Annotated in this window: 35 protein-coding genes and 2 pseudogenes; all 37 read left to right on the top strand. The window is 30.8% G+C overall.

From position 1 onward, the window contains the following. Positions 1–10 precede the first annotated feature (10 nt). Positions 11–772 (top strand): hypothetical protein, encoded by a 762-nt coding sequence (locus tag KPL50_RS19780; protein WP_216300270.1) that lies wholly within the window; start codon positions 11–13, stop codon positions 770–772. Positions 773–835: 63 nt separating this feature from the next. Then, a complete protein-coding gene (locus tag KPL50_RS19775; protein WP_216300269.1) occupies positions 836–1,018 on the top strand; it encodes a hypothetical protein in 183 nt (60 codons plus the stop codon). A 184-nt stretch (positions 1,019–1,202) separates the two neighbouring features. Continuing rightward, positions 1,203–1,505, top strand: coding sequence for a hypothetical protein (locus KPL50_RS19770; RefSeq protein ID WP_216300268.1), 303 nt, complete (start codon positions 1,203–1,205; stop codon positions 1,503–1,505). A 34-nt stretch (positions 1,506–1,539) separates the two neighbouring features. Then, complete coding sequence (locus tag KPL50_RS19765) at positions 1,540–1,908, top strand: hypothetical protein (RefSeq protein ID WP_216300267.1); 369 nt, start codon at positions 1,540–1,542, stop codon at positions 1,906–1,908. 35 nt (positions 1,909–1,943) lie between these two features. After that, positions 1,944–2,651 carry a Rha family transcriptional regulator gene (locus KPL50_RS19760; protein WP_216300266.1) on the top strand — a complete coding sequence of 236 codons (708 nt, stop codon included), beginning with the start codon at positions 1,944–1,946 and terminating at the stop codon, positions 2,649–2,651. 2 nt (positions 2,652–2,653) lie between these two features. Further along, positions 2,654–2,836: a hypothetical protein gene (locus KPL50_RS19755; protein ID WP_216300265.1), complete on the top strand. Its 183-nt coding sequence runs from the start codon at positions 2,654–2,656 to the stop codon at positions 2,834–2,836. Positions 2,837–2,840: 4 nt separating this feature from the next. Continuing rightward, complete coding sequence (locus KPL50_RS27570) at positions 2,841–2,972, top strand: hypothetical protein (protein WP_290443262.1); 132 nt, start codon at positions 2,841–2,843, stop codon at positions 2,970–2,972. Positions 2,973–2,984: 12 nt separating this feature from the next. Next, positions 2,985–3,167 carry a hypothetical protein gene (locus tag KPL50_RS19750; protein ID WP_216300264.1) on the top strand — a complete coding sequence of 61 codons (183 nt, stop codon included), beginning with the start codon at positions 2,985–2,987 and terminating at the stop codon, positions 3,165–3,167. A gap of 16 nt (positions 3,168–3,183) precedes the next feature. After that, on the top strand, positions 3,184–3,321 hold the full coding sequence (locus tag KPL50_RS19745; RefSeq protein ID WP_216300263.1) for a hypothetical protein: 138 nt from the start codon (positions 3,184–3,186) through the stop codon (positions 3,319–3,321). A 60-nt stretch (positions 3,322–3,381) separates the two neighbouring features. Further along, the gene (locus KPL50_RS19740) at positions 3,382–4,098 is read left to right on the top strand and encodes a hypothetical protein (protein ID WP_253200717.1); all 717 of its coding nucleotides are present in this window, start codon (positions 3,382–3,384) and stop codon (positions 4,096–4,098) included. A gap of 34 nt (positions 4,099–4,132) precedes the next feature. Beyond that, positions 4,133–4,315 (top strand): hypothetical protein, encoded by a 183-nt coding sequence (locus tag KPL50_RS19735; RefSeq protein ID WP_216300262.1) that lies wholly within the window; start codon positions 4,133–4,135, stop codon positions 4,313–4,315. Between the two features lie 5 nt (positions 4,316–4,320). Further along, a complete protein-coding gene (locus tag KPL50_RS19730) occupies positions 4,321–4,557 on the top strand; it encodes a hypothetical protein (RefSeq protein ID WP_216300261.1) in 237 nt (78 codons plus the stop codon). A gap of 39 nt (positions 4,558–4,596) precedes the next feature. Then, positions 4,597–5,220, top strand: coding sequence for a hypothetical protein (locus tag KPL50_RS19725; protein ID WP_216300260.1), 624 nt, complete (start codon positions 4,597–4,599; stop codon positions 5,218–5,220). 2 nt (positions 5,221–5,222) lie between these two features. Continuing rightward, positions 5,223–5,609 (top strand): hypothetical protein, encoded by a 387-nt coding sequence (locus tag KPL50_RS19720; RefSeq protein WP_216300259.1) that lies wholly within the window; start codon positions 5,223–5,225, stop codon positions 5,607–5,609. Further along, positions 5,602–6,159 (top strand): DUF4406 domain-containing protein, encoded by a 558-nt coding sequence (locus KPL50_RS19715; protein WP_216300258.1) that lies wholly within the window; start codon positions 5,602–5,604, stop codon positions 6,157–6,159. The genes KPL50_RS19720 and KPL50_RS19715 overlap by 8 nt, the downstream gene beginning before the upstream one ends. A gap of 39 nt (positions 6,160–6,198) precedes the next feature. Next, positions 6,199–7,029 (top strand): phage replication initiation protein, encoded by an 831-nt coding sequence (locus KPL50_RS19710; RefSeq protein WP_216300257.1) that lies wholly within the window; start codon positions 6,199–6,201, stop codon positions 7,027–7,029. Beyond that, complete coding sequence (locus KPL50_RS19705) at positions 7,022–7,198, top strand: hypothetical protein (RefSeq protein ID WP_216300256.1); 177 nt, start codon at positions 7,022–7,024, stop codon at positions 7,196–7,198. Before KPL50_RS19710 ends, KPL50_RS19705 begins: the two co-directional genes overlap by 8 nt. Continuing rightward, entirely contained in the window at positions 7,195–7,362 is a 168-nt protein-coding gene (locus KPL50_RS19700) for a hypothetical protein (protein ID WP_216300255.1), read from the top strand. Before KPL50_RS19705 ends, KPL50_RS19700 begins: the two co-directional genes overlap by 4 nt. A 42-nt stretch (positions 7,363–7,404) precedes the next feature. Continuing rightward, positions 7,405–7,806, top strand: coding sequence for a hypothetical protein (locus KPL50_RS19695; RefSeq protein ID WP_216300254.1), 402 nt, complete (start codon positions 7,405–7,407; stop codon positions 7,804–7,806). Beyond that, positions 7,807–8,841, top strand: a pseudogene (locus KPL50_RS19690) (nucleoid-associated protein). It begins immediately after the preceding gene. A gap of 295 nt (positions 8,842–9,136) precedes the next feature. Next, a complete protein-coding gene (locus KPL50_RS19685; protein WP_216300253.1) occupies positions 9,137–10,078 on the top strand; it encodes a phosphoadenosine phosphosulfate reductase family protein in 942 nt (313 codons plus the stop codon). Between the two features lie 158 nt (positions 10,079–10,236). Beyond that, complete coding sequence (gene xerA, locus KPL50_RS19680) at positions 10,237–11,229, top strand: site-specific tyrosine recombinase/integron integrase (RefSeq protein WP_216300252.1); 993 nt, start codon at positions 10,237–10,239, stop codon at positions 11,227–11,229. After that, the gene (locus KPL50_RS19675) at positions 11,207–11,686 is read left to right on the top strand and encodes a hypothetical protein (protein ID WP_216300251.1); all 480 of its coding nucleotides are present in this window, start codon (positions 11,207–11,209) and stop codon (positions 11,684–11,686) included. Before xerA ends, KPL50_RS19675 begins: the two co-directional genes overlap by 23 nt. Positions 11,687–11,952: 266 nt before the next feature. Then, on the top strand, positions 11,953–12,177 hold the full coding sequence (locus KPL50_RS19670) for a hypothetical protein (protein WP_216300250.1): 225 nt from the start codon (positions 11,953–11,955) through the stop codon (positions 12,175–12,177). Continuing rightward, positions 12,174–12,731 (top strand): tyrosine-type recombinase/integrase, encoded by a 558-nt coding sequence (locus KPL50_RS19665; RefSeq protein WP_216300249.1) that lies wholly within the window; start codon positions 12,174–12,176, stop codon positions 12,729–12,731. Before KPL50_RS19670 ends, KPL50_RS19665 begins: the two co-directional genes overlap by 4 nt. Before the next feature lie 265 nt (positions 12,732–12,996). Further along, positions 12,997–13,140: a hypothetical protein gene (locus KPL50_RS19660; protein ID WP_216300248.1), complete on the top strand. Its 144-nt coding sequence runs from the start codon at positions 12,997–12,999 to the stop codon at positions 13,138–13,140. Positions 13,141–13,193: 53 nt separating this feature from the next. Next, entirely contained in the window at positions 13,194–13,631 is a 438-nt protein-coding gene (locus KPL50_RS19655) for an HNH endonuclease (protein WP_216300247.1), read from the top strand. A gap of 163 nt (positions 13,632–13,794) precedes the next feature. Next, positions 13,795–14,358: a P27 family phage terminase small subunit gene (locus tag KPL50_RS19650; RefSeq protein WP_216300246.1), complete on the top strand. Its 564-nt coding sequence runs from the start codon at positions 13,795–13,797 to the stop codon at positions 14,356–14,358. Further along, positions 14,351–16,057 carry a terminase large subunit gene (locus tag KPL50_RS19645; RefSeq protein ID WP_216300245.1) on the top strand — a complete coding sequence of 569 codons (1,707 nt, stop codon included), beginning with the start codon at positions 14,351–14,353 and terminating at the stop codon, positions 16,055–16,057. The genes KPL50_RS19650 and KPL50_RS19645 overlap by 8 nt, the downstream gene beginning before the upstream one ends. Positions 16,058–16,125: 68 nt before the next feature. Continuing rightward, positions 16,126–17,310, top strand: coding sequence for a phage portal protein (locus KPL50_RS19640; protein ID WP_216300244.1), 1,185 nt, complete (start codon positions 16,126–16,128; stop codon positions 17,308–17,310). Positions 17,311–17,312: 2 nt separating this feature from the next. Continuing rightward, complete coding sequence (locus tag KPL50_RS19635) at positions 17,313–17,915, top strand: HK97 family phage prohead protease (protein ID WP_309245199.1); 603 nt, start codon at positions 17,313–17,315, stop codon at positions 17,913–17,915. Between the two features lie 79 nt (positions 17,916–17,994). Further along, positions 17,995–19,134, top strand: coding sequence for a phage major capsid protein (locus tag KPL50_RS19630; protein ID WP_216300243.1), 1,140 nt, complete (start codon positions 17,995–17,997; stop codon positions 19,132–19,134). A 57-nt stretch (positions 19,135–19,191) separates the two neighbouring features. After that, positions 19,192–19,467 carry a head-tail connector protein gene (locus KPL50_RS19625; RefSeq protein WP_216300242.1) on the top strand — a complete coding sequence of 92 codons (276 nt, stop codon included), beginning with the start codon at positions 19,192–19,194 and terminating at the stop codon, positions 19,465–19,467. A 13-nt stretch (positions 19,468–19,480) separates the two neighbouring features. Continuing rightward, positions 19,481–19,816 (top strand): head-tail adaptor protein, encoded by a 336-nt coding sequence (locus tag KPL50_RS19620; protein WP_216300241.1) that lies wholly within the window; start codon positions 19,481–19,483, stop codon positions 19,814–19,816. Beyond that, on the top strand, positions 19,816–20,253 hold the full coding sequence (locus KPL50_RS19615; RefSeq protein ID WP_216300240.1) for an HK97 gp10 family phage protein: 438 nt from the start codon (positions 19,816–19,818) through the stop codon (positions 20,251–20,253). Before KPL50_RS19620 ends, KPL50_RS19615 begins: the two co-directional genes overlap by 1 nt. A gap of 85 nt (positions 20,254–20,338) precedes the next feature. After that, positions 20,339–20,806 carry a DUF6838 family protein gene (locus KPL50_RS19610; protein WP_216300239.1) on the top strand — a complete coding sequence of 156 codons (468 nt, stop codon included), beginning with the start codon at positions 20,339–20,341 and terminating at the stop codon, positions 20,804–20,806. A gap of 15 nt (positions 20,807–20,821) precedes the next feature. Next, positions 20,822–21,013: pseudogene (locus KPL50_RS19605) on the top strand (phage tail sheath protein); the annotation flags it as partial.

Below are 21,013 nucleotides of genomic sequence, written 5' to 3'. Positions count from 1 at the left end.
AGGACAAGCTATGAATAAATTAACAAAATTATTTGAAGGTCAAGAAGTGATAATCAAAACAGATAAAGGCAATAAACTTATAAATTTAGTTAGTACAGCTAAGAGTTGTGGGTTGGTGAGAAATAGAGGAAAGAATCAAATTATAAGATGGGATGATGTTAAAAAGAAACTTAACCATATATTTGGGAGTGTCGAAGGTTCGACCTCGAAAGGAGTAAAAGCAGAAATTACCTATATCCTAGAAGAAATAGAAAACACCGATGATAGAAACCAAGTCTACATGTCAAGTTGGTTATCCAAAAGATTAGCACTTGAATGCCACAGTGATAAGGCAATGAGGTATAAGAATTTCTTAATAACAATGGATGAAGCTAGAGAAAATGAACAATCAATATCAGTTGGGAATAATCAAGTAGACCCACAGGCAGTGCTTCAGTTAGCACAAGGTATGCAATTTATAGGGAATGCAGTACAAGGTATGCAGGCCGCAATGCTTAACATAGAAACATATGTTAAGGACAGTATTCAATCAAAGGATATGCAGATAGAACAAACTATGAAATTGGTAGGACTGAGGGCTATAAACACAAAAAGGATATCGGACAGGCTAAAAGAAATTTTAATTTACAAAACTGGGATGCCAGTAAGTGCAAGTAGTCCCAGCTACATTAAGGCTAAGAGACAGATATTCAAGCAATTCAAGGTTATTAAATGGGAGGACATTCCAGTAGGTCAATATAATGCGGTTCATGCTTTTATAGAAGAAATGTAAGTATTAAGAATAAATTACCAATCAAAGTCACACACTATATAAAAACTTAGGAGTGTGAATTATATGAATAGACCAAAGCCCTCTTTAATAGAAACTAAAGATGGTTGGATAGTGACAGACGGGTGGATAAGAGATGCACATTTCAGAGTGCTTAAACAGCCAAGTGAAAAAGCCTTGAAATATTTAGATGAATTTTTCTTAGATAGTTATATTGAAGCTAAAAAACAGAGAAATAAAGTATCTTAACAAAACCAATTTTAACAAATACCACATCACAACAATTCTAATATTATTACATCTGAACAACTCTAACCACATTAAGCACCACCCAAGGTGTACAACCCCAGCAGAGGGTAAAAAAAATAAGTCGCAATGGTGTAAAAGTCCCCAACAACGGGCAAAAAAATATATGCGAAGGAAAGTGAAAATTATGGATTATAACAAAATCGCAAATAAGTATACAAACGCAGATATCAAAGACTATAAATTTGCAAATGCTTTAGAAGTTAAAAAGGTATTAGGATATGATTTTAGGACAATAAGAGGATTCAAAGCACTATCTGATGGAGATAAAGTAAAAGCTGAACGGTTAATTTGTAGGTTTTTAAATGGTCATGGACTAGAAGCAAGAGAGGGAATAAGGCCTACAAAAATAAAAAGAGAATCTGGGAAATTTACTCTTCACTATGGTAAAAAATACAGTTATTTGTACGATGGCGGTTCAGTTGGATAATGAAAATAGAACGAATTATGAAAGGGGAATGAAAATGTTAAATAAAGAGGAATTAAAAAACATGATTGACCAAGAATATTCAATCGAAGAAATTGCTGAAAAATTTGGTGAGGGGCATTGTTCAGAGGACTTTGGAATGAAATCCAATCAATGTTGTGAGGATGCAGATTGTAATAAATGTTGGATTGATTGTTTAACATTAAAGGTTGATAAAAGTGTATTAAGCGACATATTACATGAGTATCTAGGAAGAGAAAAAATAAAGATGATAGGAATTTGCTCTATGTCAAAAGTAGAAAGTAGCCAATATCAAATATATGTTGATGTTGAATATCCTGATGGAGAAAAGGAATGTAACTTATATCAAGTAAACATAAAAGATGGAGAAGTAGAAGAAATTTAATGTCGCAATGCAAATAATTATAAGGAGGACAAGCTATGAATAATTTAACGGTAATAAAGAGATTTGGAGAGCTAATGGTAGATAGCAGAGAAGTTGCAGAAATGGTTGCTAGGGAACATTCAAATTTAATGAGAGATATAAGAGGATATGTAAGTATTTTAGAAAATTCAAAAATGAATTCTCAAAACTTTTTTATGCCAAGCACTTATAAAACAGAAGGAAATAATAAAACTTATGATTGCTACCTATTAACTAGAAAAGGTTGCGATTTAGCAGCTAACAAGATGACAGGAGAAAAAGGAGTGCTTTTTACCGCAGAATACGTTACACAATTTGAAAATATGGAACAAACATTAAAAACCGTACAACCTAAACTATCCAAAGAACTCCAAGCCATATTTGCAATAGATGCAAAAACAGTTGAAATTGACAACAGGCTAGTAAAGTTAGAAAACAACATGACAATAGATTATGAACAGCAGGAAATATTAAACGGTAAAGCTAGATTTACAGTTGTACAAGTATTGGGTGGCAAAGATGCCCCAGCATATAAAGAATGCAGCAGAAAGGCGTTCAGTGAATTATGGAGATGCTACAAAAGAGTTATGCAAGTTAATTCTTATAAAAATACTGCATGTGTAAATTATGACAAAGGGAAAGAGATAATTGAAAACTGGAAACCTAACAGAGATTTAGAATTGATGATTTTAGGTGCTAATAGTCAATTTAAATTACGTATGTAGCCATGGATAAAGTAATCTGCATAGTTTGCAATAGACCTCTTAAGGATCCATTAAGCAGAAAAATCAAATGTGGCCCTAAATGTCTAAAAATATTAAATGAAGCTAAAAAAATGTACAAGTCTAAAAATAAGAAACATAAAAGAGTTGAACTAAAAGGGCAGATGAATCTATTCAAGGAGGATTAAAGAAATGCAAGTAGTTCAAATTATACCATTTAAAAATTATACAGAAAAAAAGTGGTTAATGAAGAGGTACAAGAAATATAAGCAGCTTAAAGTTGAAGCATTTGAAGATTATATATTAATTGAAAAATTATCGTAGGAGGTATTAATAATGTTAAGAAAAGCTTTAGAAAATAGAGTAGGACATCTTAGTAATGCAGAGTTTGCAATAGTATGTAACATAGCTACTGACGATTTAAAGTTTAACAGAATTAACTTTAAAAAAAGTACAAGCATTAATTATGTATTAGATATAGCGGTTAGATGCTCAAATGTTTTTAAAAGTTGCAATTAGAAAGAAGGGTTGAAAAATGGAAAAGACTACGGAAGAAAAGTTACAAAAAATAGTTAAGTTATATTTTGATGGTCATACCGCAGCAGAAGCTATAAAAGAAGTAAATAAAAAAGAACCCTTTACAGAGGGTCCAGTGGTAAACAACTTAGTTTAATTGTATCACAATTGACAATTAATGCGAAGCAAATAATTAAAATTTGAGAGGAGTAAAATTATGAATTTAGAGAATGGAATAAAAGATATTATAGGTAAAAAATTAGAGGATGGAACTATTGAAAAGCTAGTATCAGAGCAATTAGAACTAGGCATCAAGAGATCATTAGAGGATATTTTAGGCCACTATGGAGATGTAACTAAAATTATTGAAAAGAAGATCAAAGAAGTTATGATTCCCTATCTCGAGAGCTATGATTATTCACAATATATTGTTAAGTTAGATTCTGTGTTGGTTGATGTACTAAAAGATTCAACATTAGAAAATAGAAAATTATTAGAAAATTTCAAAGAATTAATGACAATTGAAGAAAATCTAAAGGATATTAAGATAACCCAAATTTATAAAAAATGGTGTGAATATTGCACTGAAAAAATAGATTCAGAAAAAATAGATGGTTATGACTATGAAGGTGGCTATATTAATACTAGTTTAGATGTAGAGGAAGTTAGCAGCGATTGGAGCAATTATGAAAAACATATAGTTAGGTTTGAATGTGAAGAAGATAAGGACCTAAATATAGAATTTATACTTACAAGATGGAAGGAATTTGATAAAACTCATAGATTAGATTGGAAGAAAACTAATGAATTAAGTTCATTAAAGCATTTAAATAAATTTGATATGTTCATGATGAAGATAGACCAGGCTTTTTCAAAAATAGAGATAGATGATAGCAGCACCAATGATGAAATATTTATTGAATATAAGGAATAGTTAAATTCACAATTTTGAAAAGAGGTGCCGCCAAATGTTAAGTGAGAAGACCTTTAAAGAAATGGAAATGAATTATGGTTGTGGTTACTGGGGAATGTGTTATGAACACTCATGTCCATGTGCAATAGTAACTGAACATAAAGGATTGCAAGAAAGTATTTACAACGGATTTATTATAGAAAACCGCAAATTAACTGAGGAATATGAAAGGGGTTAGAAATTATGAATTGTTATGATTTAAAATTATGTAAAGATATAGATTGTGTTACATGCAGCAAATTAAAACCTAGCAGGGCCGTAATTAGTAAAGAATTAATGGTTTGTACCTGTGGAAATTCTAAAAATGAAATTTATGCTGAGTTGGTTGGTATGAAAATTTCGAAAATATCTATTAAATGTCCAAAATGTAAAAAAGAAAGTTTAATAGCTCATATGGATGGTAATTTAAGAGACATGTAGCTACAGAATATAATTAAAATTTGAGAGGAGAATTAATTTATGAATTATAAAAAAATAGAAGATGAAATTAAGGAATGGTTTGAGGACCATATTGCAACATTTAAAAAGTATGATGATAGAGTTTCTGCTTTAAGTTGGGGAGGTCCAGATACAAATAGTTATTATACTAGATTTGTATTTGATGGTTCAAGAATGTATGTTACTGGTGATATCGGCGATGCAGTATTTTGTTTTACAGAAAAAGCTACTATTAAATCAATTATAACTTATGGACTTGACTATTTTCATGGCAAATTATCGGCACTTGATGAAGATAAATACTCATTTGATAGTGACGAAGCAATTGCAAGAATTAGAGAAGAAATAAAAAATATGCAGGATGATGAAGAATTTGATTTTGATAATAAAAGAGATAGGGAAAGAAAAAAAATAGTTGATAACCATATTAGGCTTTTAAGAGGCTTAATAATTGAAAGTAGAGATTGCACCAGTAAAAGCAATTGGGATTATGTAGTTAACCAAGTTTATGACGATTTAACCGATTGCGATTGCGATGCTGCAGAATGGATATTTAGTGCAGGGGATATTATCCCTTATAGAGTTCAAGGCTACTTAATAGGTCTTAAAATGGCTTATGAGCAATTGAATAAGGAGGGAATATAGTAATGAATAATGATGAAGCAAGAGAAATATTTAAAAAATTAGGATTAAGTTATGAAAAAATATCTCAACTCCATGTAAGGATGTTATCCAATATGGTAGAAGCGGAGTTAATAACTTATCTCGCAAGCGGTGATTTTCACGCTGCACAAATGAATATGAGAGTAAGTGCTGCAAAAGTTAAAGACTCAAAATTTGAAAAAGGTAAATTGCAATATTGTTATATGAAAGTTGATGGTAGTTACTTTAAAGGCAGAGAAGCAATCTCTTTTAATAAAGATGGATTTATAGGATTTGGTGGGGAACTCAGTAGTGTTAACACAGAACCAATTCTAAAAGCATTTTGGAAATGGTGCAATATGTTAACGGATATCGTGGAAAGCAATGAATAAAAATATTTATATAGCAGGAAAAATAACAGGATCAGAAAATTTTAAAGAAATATTCAAAGCAGCTGAGGTTGATTTAAGGGAACGAGGGTTTGTACCAATGAACCCAGCAACATTAAACGGAGGGTTTGAACATGCTGACTACATGCACATATGTTATTCGATGATTGATGTATGTGACACTGTGTACTTGCTTATAGGGTGGCAGGAGAGCAAAGGAGCAGTAATGGAATATGAATATGCTAGGAAAAACCATAAAGACATAATAAGAGAAGGAGAAAAAACACTCAAAATATGTATTGTAGGTAGAGGGTGGCAACCACATAAATTCGATAAATTTGAATTGGCTGGTTTCAACTTAACAGAAGATCAAAAGAATGCATTTAATAGATTAGGAATAGCATTAGAAAAATTAAGAGCTTTGATTAAAGTACCAGAAAAAACACTCGCCGAAAAATGCTTAAATCTTTTTGAAGAGTTTGAACCACTGCAATTTTCAGATGAAATAAAAAGTAAAACTAAGAACTGGAATAGAAAAAGATTTTATGATTAAATTCACAATATAAAAAAATACCGACATGGGGGAATATGAATGGCACAAAAAAGAATGTTTTCACTAAAAATTATAGACACAGATTTATTTTTAGAAATGCCAGTTAGTTCACAATTACTATATTTTCAATTATCTATGCGGGCTGATGATGATGGATTTGTTAGCTCACCTAATAAAATAATAAAAATGGTCAATTGTTCAAGTGATGATTTAAAAATACTAATAGCTAAAAATTTTATAATACCTTTTGAAAGTGGAGTTTGTGTAATTATTCACTGGAGAATACACAATTATATTCAAAATGATAGGTACCAAGAGACTTTATACGAACAAGAAAAAGCTTACTTAGAGGAAGATAATGGAGCTTATAAACTTATGGATACGGAATGTATACAAGATGGATACAATTTGGACACGCAGGTTAGATTAGGTAAGGTTAGGATAGATGAGGTAAGTAAAGATAAGAGTATTAAGAAAACTTTTGAAATTATAATTACTGAGTTTACAGAAAATGAGGAATTGAAAAAAACTATTATAGAATTTATGAAAATGAGAAAATCAATTAAAAAAGCCTTAACAGAAAAAGCACTAGAGTTGATATTAAAAAAATTAAACGGTTTAACCTCATTAGATAATGAAAAGATACAAATTTTAAATAATAGCATTATGAGTAGTTGGCAAGGAGTATTCCCTTTAAAGGATGAAAAATCTAAAACTACTTCAAATAATTATGGTAGAAATAAAAACCAATTTGTAGAAAATTGTCCTGCAAGAGATTACGATTTTAAAGAATTGGAAGAAAAACTTTTAGGAGAAAAGGAAGAAGTAGTAGAAGGAAAAGTAGGAATTAATATAGCTGATTATGAGTAATGAAGAAATATGGACCTTAAAAGAAATTGCAAAGGAAGTAGTCAACTTAATTAAATTTACATTAGAAATGCAGGCAGTTACTAGGTATAAGGCAAATGAAAAACCTAAAATACAAATATTAATGTTATGGACCACAAATATATTAAAAAAGGAAAGTGATAATAAATGAGAGGCGTATCAAATAGGGCCATGGATGATTTGCAGACAGTGCATAATTTAGCAGATATATTAGTTGATTTGTGTAAAGAAGCTCCTACGGGAAAACTATTAGAGCAAATAAATAAAAATGTAAAAAGAATTAAGAAAATCACAAAAGAATACTTTGAAAATTAATATGTTTTGGTAAATAAAAAATAAATATTGGAGGTATATATTATGAGTAGAATATCAGCTTTTAAAAATAAAATTAATAGGTTAGAGGGTGAAAATAGTAATTTAAAAATAATAAATATTGGAAATACTAAACTTGTTTTAAAGTATAGAAAAGATTTAAATGTTCTAAGAAATATAGTCATGGACCAGGATATTAAAATATTCAAATTAGAAGATGTCGCGACTTTTAAAAGTTTAGCAGCTAAAGAAAAAGAAATAATTGGGTTAAAACAAGAGGGACAATGTAAGCAAATAATTATTGATGGCTTGCACTATAAACTAGATAGGTCTGATAAGGAGTTAAAAAATGCGTATGTGAATGTAACTAGGATGGACAAGCTCATTAAGGATTCAGAAGATAAGAAAATAAAAAATAGAATTAGAAAATTCTTAGGAGGTAACTAAATGGAATATATAAAAGAAATAAACATCAATGAAGCAGTAATCCATGTATTAGATAATAATTCAGATGAACCTATATTGAATGAATATGTTTTAGATTTAGATGAAGAAAAGTATAGTTTTTTATTAAAACATGTTCAGAAATGTTTAAAGGATGAAGAGTTAAGGTAGGCAATTTTTAACAAAGAAGCAAGTGAAGTAAAGGACGTATCTCAACAATACCTAAATGGTGAAAACAATTTACTAGATGTGTCCAAAGAAATAGCAAGAAACTTATTCAGCATCATGAGGAGCAAAGGGGATATTCCTTCCTGTGACCTTATAATAGTCTCATTTACTACAGAGTTTGGACCAGTTTTAGGCATATTCAAGATGGATTATATTAAGAACTATATGCACGCTATAGATTTTATAGATAATAAAATGGGCGTTGATATAGTACCTCAATTTACTGGTTTACCTGGAAGTGGCCAAAGAGTCCAAAGGTGTGCTTTTATAAAACCGATTAGAAAAGATAATTCTTTTGATTTAATGGTTATTGATAAGTGCAGTAAGAATAAGGTTGAGGAAGAATATGGAGCAAAATATTTTATCAACAATTTTTTGAACTGTGAGATTGTAAACAATGAAAGGGATATGACTAAGAATTTCATGGTTGCTGCAGAGAGTTGGGCTAGAAATAATTTTAAAGAAGATGCTAGTAAACAAGAAATGTTTAGAAAAGATATTAAAAGGCAACTTGAGGAAAAGGACAACATCAATTTAGAGGAATTCACTGAAAACATATTTGAAAATGATGAAACTATCGAAAGTTTCTTGGAAAATATGCAGAAATATGATGTAGCTAAAACAGTAATAATCGACAAGGAATATGTAGAAAAGAAACTTAAAAGAACTAGGCTTAAGATAGATAAAGATATAGATATATATATAAATCAAGAGGCCTATAAAGATAACAGCAGATTCGAAATACAAAGGGTTGGAGATGGGACCATAAACATGATAATAAAGCATGTCAGCAATTACATTGAAAAATAGTTAGGTCACAATTGCTAAATATCATGACAAATGAAAGAAGGAGTTAAAATTGAAAATTAAATATAAAATTCCGCTTTCAAAATCCCTAGTAAACTAGGTTTTGAGGTTTGAGGGGTAACACTACCTAATAGATTTGCAATCCACAGAGATGTGAACCGCTTCAGGTGTTGAAATGAAGAGTAAAACTTGTCAACAATAGCGTTGATACCTGTACTAATAATACATGCAAGGGTATTTGGCCTTGGAAGCCTAAACGAGTGCTCCTTCTTAGCAGTGAATAACTTGCTGAGAAGGAATGAAAGTGGAAACATCAGAATTGAAAATGCTTCAAGCCTTACCTTTAGAAGTGAAAATAATGAAGTCTAAAGCAAGAATTGAGGAATGGTATAGATATTATAGTGGTCAAGTTTATGTTAGTTTCAGTGGTGGTAAAGATAGTACGGTGCTGCTTCATTTGGTTAGAAGTTTATACCCTAATGTAGTAGCAGTTTATTCAGATACAGGCTTAGAATTTCCCGAAATAAGAAACTTTGTAAAAGAAACTGAAAATGTAATTTGGGTAAAACCTAAAATGAACTTTAAGGATGTAATTAAAACTTACGGGTATCCAGTAATAAGTAAGGAAATAGCATTAACGATTGAATATGCTAGGAAAGATAGTAAATGGGCAATTCAAAAGCTAAATGGAGAATACACACTTTATGGAAACCATAAGAAATATAAATTTCTATTAAATGCAAATTTTAAAATATCTAGTCAGTGTTGTATGATAATGAAAAAAAGACCGCTTAAAGCATTTGGACATGAAACAGGATTAAAACCATTCATAGGAACAATGGCAGCAGAGGGTGGTATGAGAGAAAGCGCATATAAAAAAACTGGGTGTAATTCATTTGATAATGGCCAAAGTGTACCTTTGGGTTTTTGGACTGAGAAAGATATATGGGATTATATAAAACTTTATAATTTACCTTATTCCAAAATATATAAAATGGGGTACGAAAGAACTGGTTGTATGTTTTGCATGTTCGGTGCTCACCTTGAAAAAGGAGAAAATAGGTTCCAAAGGATGCAAAGAAGTCACCCAAAACAATATGATTATTGCATGAAAAGTATAGAAGATGGCGGTCTAGGAATGACGGTGGTACTTGATTATATAAATGTACCTTATGAAAATAACATTACCAATATGAAGACGTCAGAGGGTGTAAAATATCAACAATTTAAGATAGTCTAGTGACGTAATAACAAGATACGACGACATAAAGCACAAAAAATAAAAAGAGAGCCGCAGTCTGGACAACCTCAAGCTCTCTTAAATCTCAACTAGGAGATATAGATATTATACCCTATATCTCCTTTAAAACAAATGAAAAATTTAGGAGGTAAATTAACATGGGATTAGCAAATGATGAAGTAATAATTAGAATGGTAGGTAAGTTAACATTGGAATTTACCGATATAGATCAACTAAAAGTTAGAAGAATAATTGAAGAAGTCTTATACAAATATGATGTAGTACCACAGGAAACTGGTCTTACAACAAGTGGCGATACAGAAGATAAACTACAAATTTATTTAGTAGTGAAAAAGTTAGAAGGATTAAGCATAACAACATTAAAAAACTACAATCGTGAGATACTAAAATTTGCAAATTATCTTAGAAAGCCTCTTGCAACTGTCACAAGTATGGACATTAGAATGTACTTAGCACAGAGATGTAAGAATCTTAAGCCTAGCACTACCAATACACAAAGTTATATATTAAAATCATTTTTCAGTTGGTTATTAGCAGAAGAATATATACCTAAAAATCCTATGTTAACAATAAAAGCAACCAAAGAGCGGGGAAGACTTAGACATGCTTTGACTGTTGATGAAGTAGAAATACTAAGACAGAAATGTAAGAGTATAAGAGAAAAAGCTTTGTTAGAATTTACGTATAGCAGCGGATGCAGACTATCAGAAATAGTTGATATAAATAAAGAAGATATAGATTGGCATAATAAAACATTAAAAGTAATTGGAAAAGGTAATAAAGAAAGAATAGTTTGTTTTAATACAAAAGCTAGATACCTTTTAAGAGAGTATATATTGTCTAGAGCAGATAATAACCCTGCTTTATTTGTTACCAGCAAGGGTAAACATAATAGATTAGGTGGAAGAAGTATTGAGAGAGAAATTAAAAATATTGCTATAAGAGCGGATTTAGGGAAATCAATATACCCACATCTGTTGAGACATAGCATAGCCACACATTTGCTAGCGGCAGGAATGGCATTGCATAATGTACAAGCATTGCTAGGTCATAGTGACCCAAAAACAACTCAAATTTACGCAGAAACAAGTCTAGAAAATGTAGTTTATGAATACAAAAGAATTTCTTAAAATAAAAGGAGTGATTATTATTTACGCTATTAATACTTACAAGGATTTATGCACTGAAATAGATATAGCAAACATAAATATATCAAGACTCAAAAGTCAAAAGAAAACTTTAGAATTATCACTTAAAGCACCAGGAGAATTACAAGCACAAACATATTCTGACATGCCACATGGTTCAAAGGATGCCACAACATTAGAAAGAATTATACCTCGTTTAAATATAATAGATGTAAGACTTGAAAGAGAAGAAATGATTTTAAAAGGTATGTTAGAACAAAAGGAATTAATGAATATAAAATTAAAATCATTAACAGGTATAGAATATAAAATTGTTAAACTAAAAGATGTTGACGATTTAAACTATATACAAATATCGCAAAGGCTAAATATAAGTAAAAGCAAGGTAGAAAGAACTATGGCAAAAGTTAAAAAAGAAAGAAAATTAAAAAATAAATAAAAATATTTTTAAAGTGACGTCTTTTGACGGTTTTGCTAGATTATAGTATGTATAACGACAAGTGAATAAGATTAAAAAAGACATTAGCAGTTTGGCTGGTGTCTTTTTTTATGTTCAAGAGGTCGTTCAAGAGGTGAGCGTATGTGTCCTAACTGTGATTGTGAATTAGAAAACGGTCGGTGTCCAATCTGTGGGTTTGTGGGAACATGATGTGATTAATAGAGTAGGCTACTCTAAAAATAAAATAAAATATAAGGAGCAAGGATATGTTAAGTATATATACAGTTCTTAAATGTAAAACATGCATGTTAGAGTTTGTATTGCTAAGCGAAGATATTAAGGCAATGTCTGAGGATAGATATTTAACGTGTCCTTACTGCAACAGCAAAAGGATAATAGTTACAAAGGCTAATGATAGTTTAAAAGAATGTATGAGCCATAGTGCCTACCAAAGAGTTCATGGAAAACTAAGGCAGGTGAAATATGAATGAATACAGTTGAACCTTTAAGAGATCAAGATTTACTTTTTGATATTGAAGATTATTTGAAAACTAAAAATTATAGAGATTATGTGTTATTCGAGACTGGTATATTTTTAGGCAGAAGAATATCTGATATGCTTAAATTTAAAGTTAGAGACGTAAAAAACAAAGATTATGTTTATTTTAGAGAAAGCAAGACAAATAAAGAAGCTAAAATTGTTATAAATGATGAACTGAAAAAAATATATAAAGATTATATAAAAGATATGAAAGATTATGAATTTCTTTTCCAAAGCAGAGAAGGTAAAAACAAACCAATTACAAGACAAAGAGTATGGCAAATATTAAATGAAGCAGCCGACTTTTTTGAGTATAAAGAAAATATTGGTTGTCATACACTTAGAAAAACATTTGGGTATTGGTTATATAAACAAAGTAAAGATGTTATGGGTATAAAAGAACTATTAAATCAAAGTGATATAGCTATTACAAAAAGATATATCGGAATTAATCAAGACAGTAAAGATAGTTTAGTCAAAGGATTATCTTTTAAGAGAAAGTAATTAATTATATTTTTTTAGCTATTAGTTTGACTTAAAATGTCAACGTAAAATTAAAAACCAAAAATAAACGCGTATATTAAGAAGGAAAAATCTAGTGATAGTTTTACAGAATATATAGATATGTCAAACTCCACATACAAAATACGAACGATATTGTAATGCTTTTAGTTAATATTCGTGCGTTTATCAGTGTTTTCATAGATAAAAACATTATAATAAAAAACATATATACATGGGATAATATTTCACGAGAGGGGATGTTAGAATGTCAGATGAATACATTAGAGATATATTAATAGCACTTATCAATAAAGGTCAAGTGTACTTAGGAGCAAGTAATAAAGAAATAGCTGAGAGCATAGCCGAGTTTATAACTACACTAAGGAATGAAACTAAAATTAAAATCTAAAAGAATGAGCTCTTAATGGGGCTCATTTTTTATGCAGTGGAGCAGGTGAGTTTATGCTATATAAGCTATGCAGATGCAATAAGAAGATACCATACACTACTAAGATGTGTGATGAATGTACTAACATCAGTGCCAAGGATAAGAGGGAAGAAAATAGGCACTATGATAAGACGGTAAGGAAGCACGCTAATATATATGGTACTAAGACATGGCACATACTGCGTGCGCAGTGTTGCAGTAAGTTTAATGGATTAGATATATACAGTTACTATATTAATAGCAGAGTTGAGTATGGTAGCCTAGCACATCATATAGTACCGTTAGAAGATGACTTAACAAAGTGTTATGAGTTGGACAATCTAATATATCTAAGCCGAGAGTCACATGATCTAGTACATATAGAATATAACCGAAGTGATAAGAGCAAGGATGATATGCAAAAGTTATTGAGAGAGTTGATTGAGAGGTACGAAGAGGAGTTTGAAATTTAGTTTTGAACCCCGGGGGGATGGTCGAAAGTTTTTAGGTAATTGCCATTCACCGACTATCCTCTGTTTTCACGCAAAAACTCGGGAAATGGAAGGTTCAGATAACAAAAAAGAGGCTTTTTGATTTTTTACGAACATTGATTTTTAATGAAAGGAGATGTCAGTTATGGCAGGAAGAAACGGAAAATCTATTAACCTTCACATAGCTGAAGGTAATCCTAGTCATTTAACAAAAGCAGAAATTAAGCATAGAAAAGAAAGTGAAATGCAAATAGGAAGTAGTACTATAAAATGCCCTAGCTATATTAAAGAAAATATTAATGCTTATATAAAATGGAAAGAAATAATAAAACTTTATAAAGATACAAAAATTATTTCTAGTGGGGATATAACATTCTTGGCTAGATATTGTATGGCCTTCAGTGAATATATTGAATTATTAGAAAGGAAGAAAAGAATTAATCATATTAGTGAAAACTGTGATGATCTTATAGATTACATTGAAAACAGTGACGAATTTGATTTTAGAATTCAAAAGCAACTTAAAGATATGGTTTCTACAGAAGCTATTCTAAAAATAGATACTGCGATTAATAAAAAAATGGACTTATTAATAAAGATGGAGGATAGATCCTTTCTTAATCCTTTAGCAAAAGTAAAAAACATACCAAAGGCCCCAGAAGAAAAACCAACAAATAAATTTGATAAGTTTGGATCTAGAAATGGATAGAGTATTAGACTATTGCAATAAGGTTTTAAACGGTGAAATAATTGCTGGCGCAAGTGTTAAAATGAGCTGTGAAAGACACATAAGAGATTTAGAAAATAGCAAACTAGCACCTTATAAATACACTTTTGATATATCTAAAGCTAATGATATTATACAATATTCAGAATCATTAATACTTATAGAAGGTTCAAAAGAAAAACCATTAAATTTATATCCATTTCAAGATTTTATACTAGGATCACTAATGGGTTGGGTAAGCAAAGAAACAGGGTTTAGAAGATTTAGAGAAAGTTATATACAAGTAGCGAGGCAACAGGGTAAGAGTTTACTAAGTGGTGTACTTACAACTTATTTTGGTAATTTTGTCCCATATAAAAAGGGGCTTATTTTACTTTTTGCAGTAGATTTAAACCAAGCAAAAATTGTTTATACAGAAGCTACAAAGTTTATAGAATCTGACCAAGACTTACAAGATTTATTTAATATTAAGGAATACAAAAGTGAAATAGAATGTTTGAATAGTGGGAATTTAATAAGGGCAATCAGTAAAAATGCTAAGGCAATGGATGGATTTAGAACTATTTTCGCTAGTGCTGATGAACTTCACAACCACGCTAAGGGCGATTTATATAATTTAGTTAAAGATGGTCAAGCCGATTTGGATGAAACGCTATTAAACTCTATAACAACTGCGGGATTTACAATAGATGGATTTTGTCATAAAAAATATAGATATTGTAAAGACATTTTAGAAGGTAAGGAAATTAATGAGGAATATTTTATATTTATATCTGAATTAGATGAAGAGGATGATATAGAAGATATAAATAATTGGTATAAAGCCAAGCCAGCATTGCAATATGATGTAACAGGCAACAAAATAAAAGTGCTTGAAAATAGTTACCGTGAAGCTAAAAAAATGGGTGGGGTTCAATTAAATAATTTTCTTACAAAGCATTTAAATATGTGGGTAGAGTACACTGATGTGAAATTCATGAACATGAAGCACTTTAGAAAATGTGCGTGCGATTTAACCTTAGAAGATTTTAGAGGTCGTATGTGTAGTATAGGGCTAGATTTGTCCAGTGGTGGAGACTTGACTTCATTAATTTTTGAATTTACTTTTTTAGAAGGTGAAGAAAAGAAATACTTTGTGCACCAACATAGTTTTATCCCAGCGCTAAGAGTTGAAGAACATAAGTTAACGGATAATGCACCCTACGGACTATGGATTACAAAGAAATTACTAACCTCTACAACTAGAGCACAAGGTATTAAAACAGACTACAAAGAAGTATTGAAGTATATTAAAAATACTATAAAAAAATATGAACTAGAAGTTGATATGATTTATTATGATGAAGCAAATGCAAGTGCATTTCTTGCTGACTTAGAAGAAATTGCAGATTGCTTGGACGTATACCAAAACTCTAAGAGTTTGAATGATTCTGTTATGGATATAAAATACGAAGCTGAAGCTTGTAATCTATTATATAACAAAAATGATGAGTTGCTTGTATGGGCCATGAATAATGCAGAAATTACAAAGCCGGTTAAAGGAAAAGTAATGCTAGATAAAAATAGTAGATTTAAAAGAATAGATCCAATTGCTGCATGGACAGATTGCCATAAGTTTGTTATGCGTTGCGAAGCTAAAAGCTATGACGCAGTTTCTGAACTCGATAAAATGGATTGGTAAGGAGGTGAGAAAAAACGAGCATATTAGATTTTTTTAAAAGAACTGAAAAAAGAGATTTAACCGCAGATTTGAGTAAATATACTTGGGAAGAATTATATAACCAGGGGTACGATACGGATAGAAGTGATTTAAAAGAAAGTACCTATTTCAGCTGTATAAAAATAATATCTGAAAGTGTCGCAAAGTGTGATATACAAGTTAAGCAAAAAACCAAAGAAGGTGAATTCGTAGCAGAAAGCCACCCACTTTTTGAACTTTTAAATTTAAGATTTAATGACTATATGAGCTCCTTGGATGCAGTAAAAACATTTATTGCAATAGGTAAACATTACGGTAGGGCGGGGCTTGTCATACAACGTAATTTTAATGATGTGATAGGATTGTATCCTGTTAAGTTGACGGGAGTTACGGTTGATACAACAGGCATTATAAGTGGTGCCATGAATAACAAAGTGCTATGGGACTACGAAAGTGTTGGCGGTGAAACTGGAAGTGTATTTGATAAAGATGTGATAGTTTACAAGGATTTTACATTAGACGGGATTAACACAAAAGCAACTACAAGTATAGTAGGGCAAACACTAGATACCTCTATAAAAAGCCAAAAACATTTAAATGATATTTTTAGCAATGGAATGAGTTCAAAACTTGTAATTCAACTTACTTCAGACATAAAAGATGAAAGTGAATTGAAGAAAATACAAGAAAAATTTAATAGAATTTATTCATTCAACGGCAAAATATTTACCTTGCCTGCTGGATTTACTGCACAGCCTTTGGATTTAAAATTAACCGATATGCAATTTGCAGAATTAAGGCGATTGAGCAAAGAAGAAATAGCAACATCGATGCAAGTGCCTTTGTCAAAGTTAGGCATTTTAAGAGAAACCGCCATTAGTGAAGAACAGGATAACATTAAGTTATGGTCAGATAATTTGTCAGTTATAATAACACAGATTGAAAAAGAAATGGACTATAAATTATTAACAAGGGAAGAACGTGCTAAAGGTTACAGAATAAGGTTCAATATTGATATTTTACTTAGATTAGATGCAAAAGCACAAGCTGATGTATTAACTATGTATGTAAATAAAGGAGTGCTTACTGCAAATGAAGCAAGAGAAAAGCTAGGAGTGCCAAGGACACAGTATGGCGATGAAATATTTATGCCTTCAGGACAAATAAGTATTAAACAACTTATGGAAGGTGGAGCATCATGGGCAAATAAAAATCCAGTGAAAGGGGGTGAATAAGAGTGATAAACATAGAAGTAAGAGAAAATGAGGTAGTCATAAAGGGCTATATTAATACAGTAGAAAGAGATAGTAGGGAGATGCCAAGTCCACAAGGGAAGTTTGTTGAACAGGTAAAAACGGGTACATGGACTAGGGCATTAAAAAGCGGTAAAGACATAAGCCTATTATTGAACCATGATTGGAATAGAAAACTAGGTGGAACAAAAGAGGGAAATTTAACACTTAGGGAAGACAATATAGGATTATATGCAGAAGTAAGGTCCGCAGATGCAGAAGTTATCCAAAAAGCTAAAGATAATAAGCTAGTCGGTTGGAGTTTTGGATTCAACAATATTAAAGACAGTTGGGAAAATGCCGAAGGAAAAACTTCAAGAAGATTTTTGGAAGAAATAGACTTGAAAGAGGTTTCTTTGTTAGACAATACTAGAATACCAGCCTATGTTGGCACTAGTGTAGAAAGTAGAGATAATAAGGAAATAATGACGGAAGAAAGATTTATAAAAGATGAAATTGAACTTATAAATCATGCTAAGGAAGAAAAAAGAGAATTAACAGAAGAAGAAAAAACTAGAAAAAGAATATTAATAGAATTAGAATTATAGAATTTTGCTGAGATGATAAGCGAAGTTCTTTTTTTATGTTCAAAAATGAAAAAAATAAATTATAAAGGTAGGCAAAAATATGAATAAGAAATCAATAAAAAGAATTTTAGAGATTAGGTCATTACAAACTGAAACAGTTGTGGAATTAAGAGCTGCATTAGTGACATTGCAAACAGAAACAAGAACATTACTAGTTACAGATGTGACAGCAGCAGAAACGAAAATGGTTGAGGTTAGAAATCTTCAAAAGAAGATTGTTTTGATGGAAGAAATTGAAGCCGAAGAAAAAAGGTCACTTGAAGCACAGAAGGGTAAAAAGAAAGATAAAAAAACCGAAGTTGATGAAGCTGGAGAAATGAGAGCAGTTGTTAAAAGTATCATGGGAACTGAAATGACTACAGAAGAAAGAGCAACTATAAAATCTGTAGACAATGCAGCAGTAATTCCAAAACAATTTATAAACCAATTACAAGAAATCAAAAAAGGTTTTGGGTCTGTAAAAGAATACTGTGATATAATCCCAGTTACAAAAAATGAGGGTACAATCCCAGTTGTAGATCTAGACCAAAATACATTACCAGAGGTTGTAGAAGGCGACAATATCATCGATGGAACATTAGTAACTACAGATTTACCTTTTAAGTGCGCAAAACATGGATTAATCCAAACTTTAACATCTGAATTGCTTGATGATGCAGAAATTGAAATTGAAGGATTAGTTAAAAAGAACTTTACTGAAATAGTCATGGTCGCTGAAAATACTAAGATACTTAAAATAGTAAAGGATAATGCAGCAGTAGTAACTGGAGCGATAAACTATGAAGATGTAACTAAAACAATGGATGGTGCTTTACCAAGTGTAAGAGCCGGGCTAGCTTGTCTTACAAATGTAGCAGGATATGTACTTCTTAAAAATATGAAAGATGTAAACAAAAGAAGTCTTGATTTAGTTACAGAAATAGGTGGAAAGTATTACTTCAATGGCAAGGAATTAATAGTTGTGGATGATACTTTATTACCAGCAACAGCTTTAAAAGCGGTTTATTATGTATTGAACTTCAAAGAAGCAGTTAAGTTTATGGATAGGAAAGCTGTAACAATCGCAAGGTCAGTTGAAGCTGGATTCACTACAGACACTGTAAAAGTAAGAATACTAGAAAGATTTGCAGTTGTTAAAGGGTCAGTTAGAAGTATCAAGAAAATTGAATTCACAATATAAGTATTTTAAAAGAGGGGGGTATATTCCACCTCTTTTATTTAAAAATGAGGTGATCATGTGTTAGATTTAGAAAGTGTAAAGCAATATTTAAGGATAGATTTTGATAGTGATGATAACTATGTAATTGAACTTATAGAAGTATCTTCAATTTATATTGAAACTTGCGTGGGAGTAGCTTACAAAGCAGATTTAAAGGCTGTAAAATTAGCGGAATTATTGCAAAATAAATTGATAAATGATATGTATGAAAATAGAAGTGCAGAAGTTACTGGAAGTATAAAACAAGACAGAATTGTCACAACCATTTTAGATAAATTATCTAATTTTATATAAATGAGGTGATAATATGAAAAATATAACAAATAAATTAAATTGTAGGGCTGAATTGTGGGGAATGGTACCTTTTGAAAATGAATTAGGAGAACAGGATGTAAAAGAAGGCAAAATAAAAGAAGTTATATACTGCAATATATTACCCGCTAGTGCTTCACAAAGAAATAATGGAGTTACAGAGGTAATAAACCATAGCCACAAATTTACAGTGAGAACTAAGTCTATAGAAGATATAAAAGTTAATATGTTTTTTATATTTAAAACTCAAAAATATGAATTTATTTATTGGAACCCAGACTTTAAAAATAATGAATATATCGAGATCTTTACAAAGCTGGTGATGGAATAGTGGCAAACGTAGGATTTGATACAAGTGAGTTAGACACTTACATGAGAGATATGGCAGGGCTTAGTAGAACAATGCCAAAAGAGTGCAAAAAGTTTCTTAAAAAAAGCGCAACAGACTTAAGCAAAGTACAAAAAAGCACTTTTAAAAGTTTTGGAATCGGTGACACTGGTGAAACTGAAAAAGAAATATTAAAGTCTATAAAGTCAGGTAAAACTTATAAGTACGCAGGAGAAATGCATTGTAGGGCATATTGTTCACATCCTTTAGGGCACTTATTTGACGTAGGATTTATTCATAAAGGTGGATTCAAGGACAAAATTGGTGCAGAAACATGGGTTGAAGGGTATCACTTCATTGAAAAAGCAGAACAGCAATTTCAGGGCGGATATGCTAGGTCGATAGATGATTTTATCGATAAAATGATTCGAGAAATGTAATAATATTTACACTCTTTATTTTAATATAAAAATTGTGGCAAATATAGATATTTAAATAAGGGCGTTTATAAAAATACATTGGGAGGTGGTTTGTATTGTAACACTTAAAACAATCAATTTTGCTATTGTAACGCAGATAACAAATGCCTTGAAAGATACTGCCTATAAGGATGTAAAGTTTGCTAGTACAGACATAGTTGAGAAAATAACAAGGCCTTCATTTTATATAGATTTTCAGAACAATAAAACAAATTTAATGTTAGCAAATGCCAGGGAGCGTAATTTAGAATTGCGACTCTTTTATTTTTGTAAAAATATTAAGAATAGCAAAATTGAATTGATGGATATGCAGGACCTGCTAAGTGCAATTTTTATTAGTCATCTGAAAATTGATGAAGAAACCTATATTCATATTCATGAGTGTGATTTTGATATTAATAAAAAAGATGGTTATTTAATATTAAAGATTGCTGAATTGTATTTGTTAGAGCAGTTAGAAGAAGAAGGTACAGAAATGTTAGAAGTATTAGAAGTAAACACTAAAATAAATTAGAAAGAAGGTAACAGTATGAACCAATTACCAACGATTGATATAATTTTTAAGCAACAAGCTTATTCATTCGTTCAAAGAAGTTCGAGGGGAAATGTAATCTTAATCTTAAGAGATTCAACAGACATTACATTTAAAACAAAGGAATACAAGCTACTAACAGAGGTTGTAGCAGATATTTTAAAATATACACCGGAAAATTTGCAATAT

The sequence above is a fragment of the Clostridium sp. CF012 genome (genome assembly GCF_018861755.1).
GTDB lineage: Bacteria > Bacillota > Clostridia > Clostridiales > Clostridiaceae > Clostridium_AD.
The sequence above is the reverse complement of the archived record's forward strand: the minus strand, read 5'-3'. Positions and strand labels throughout refer to the sequence as shown.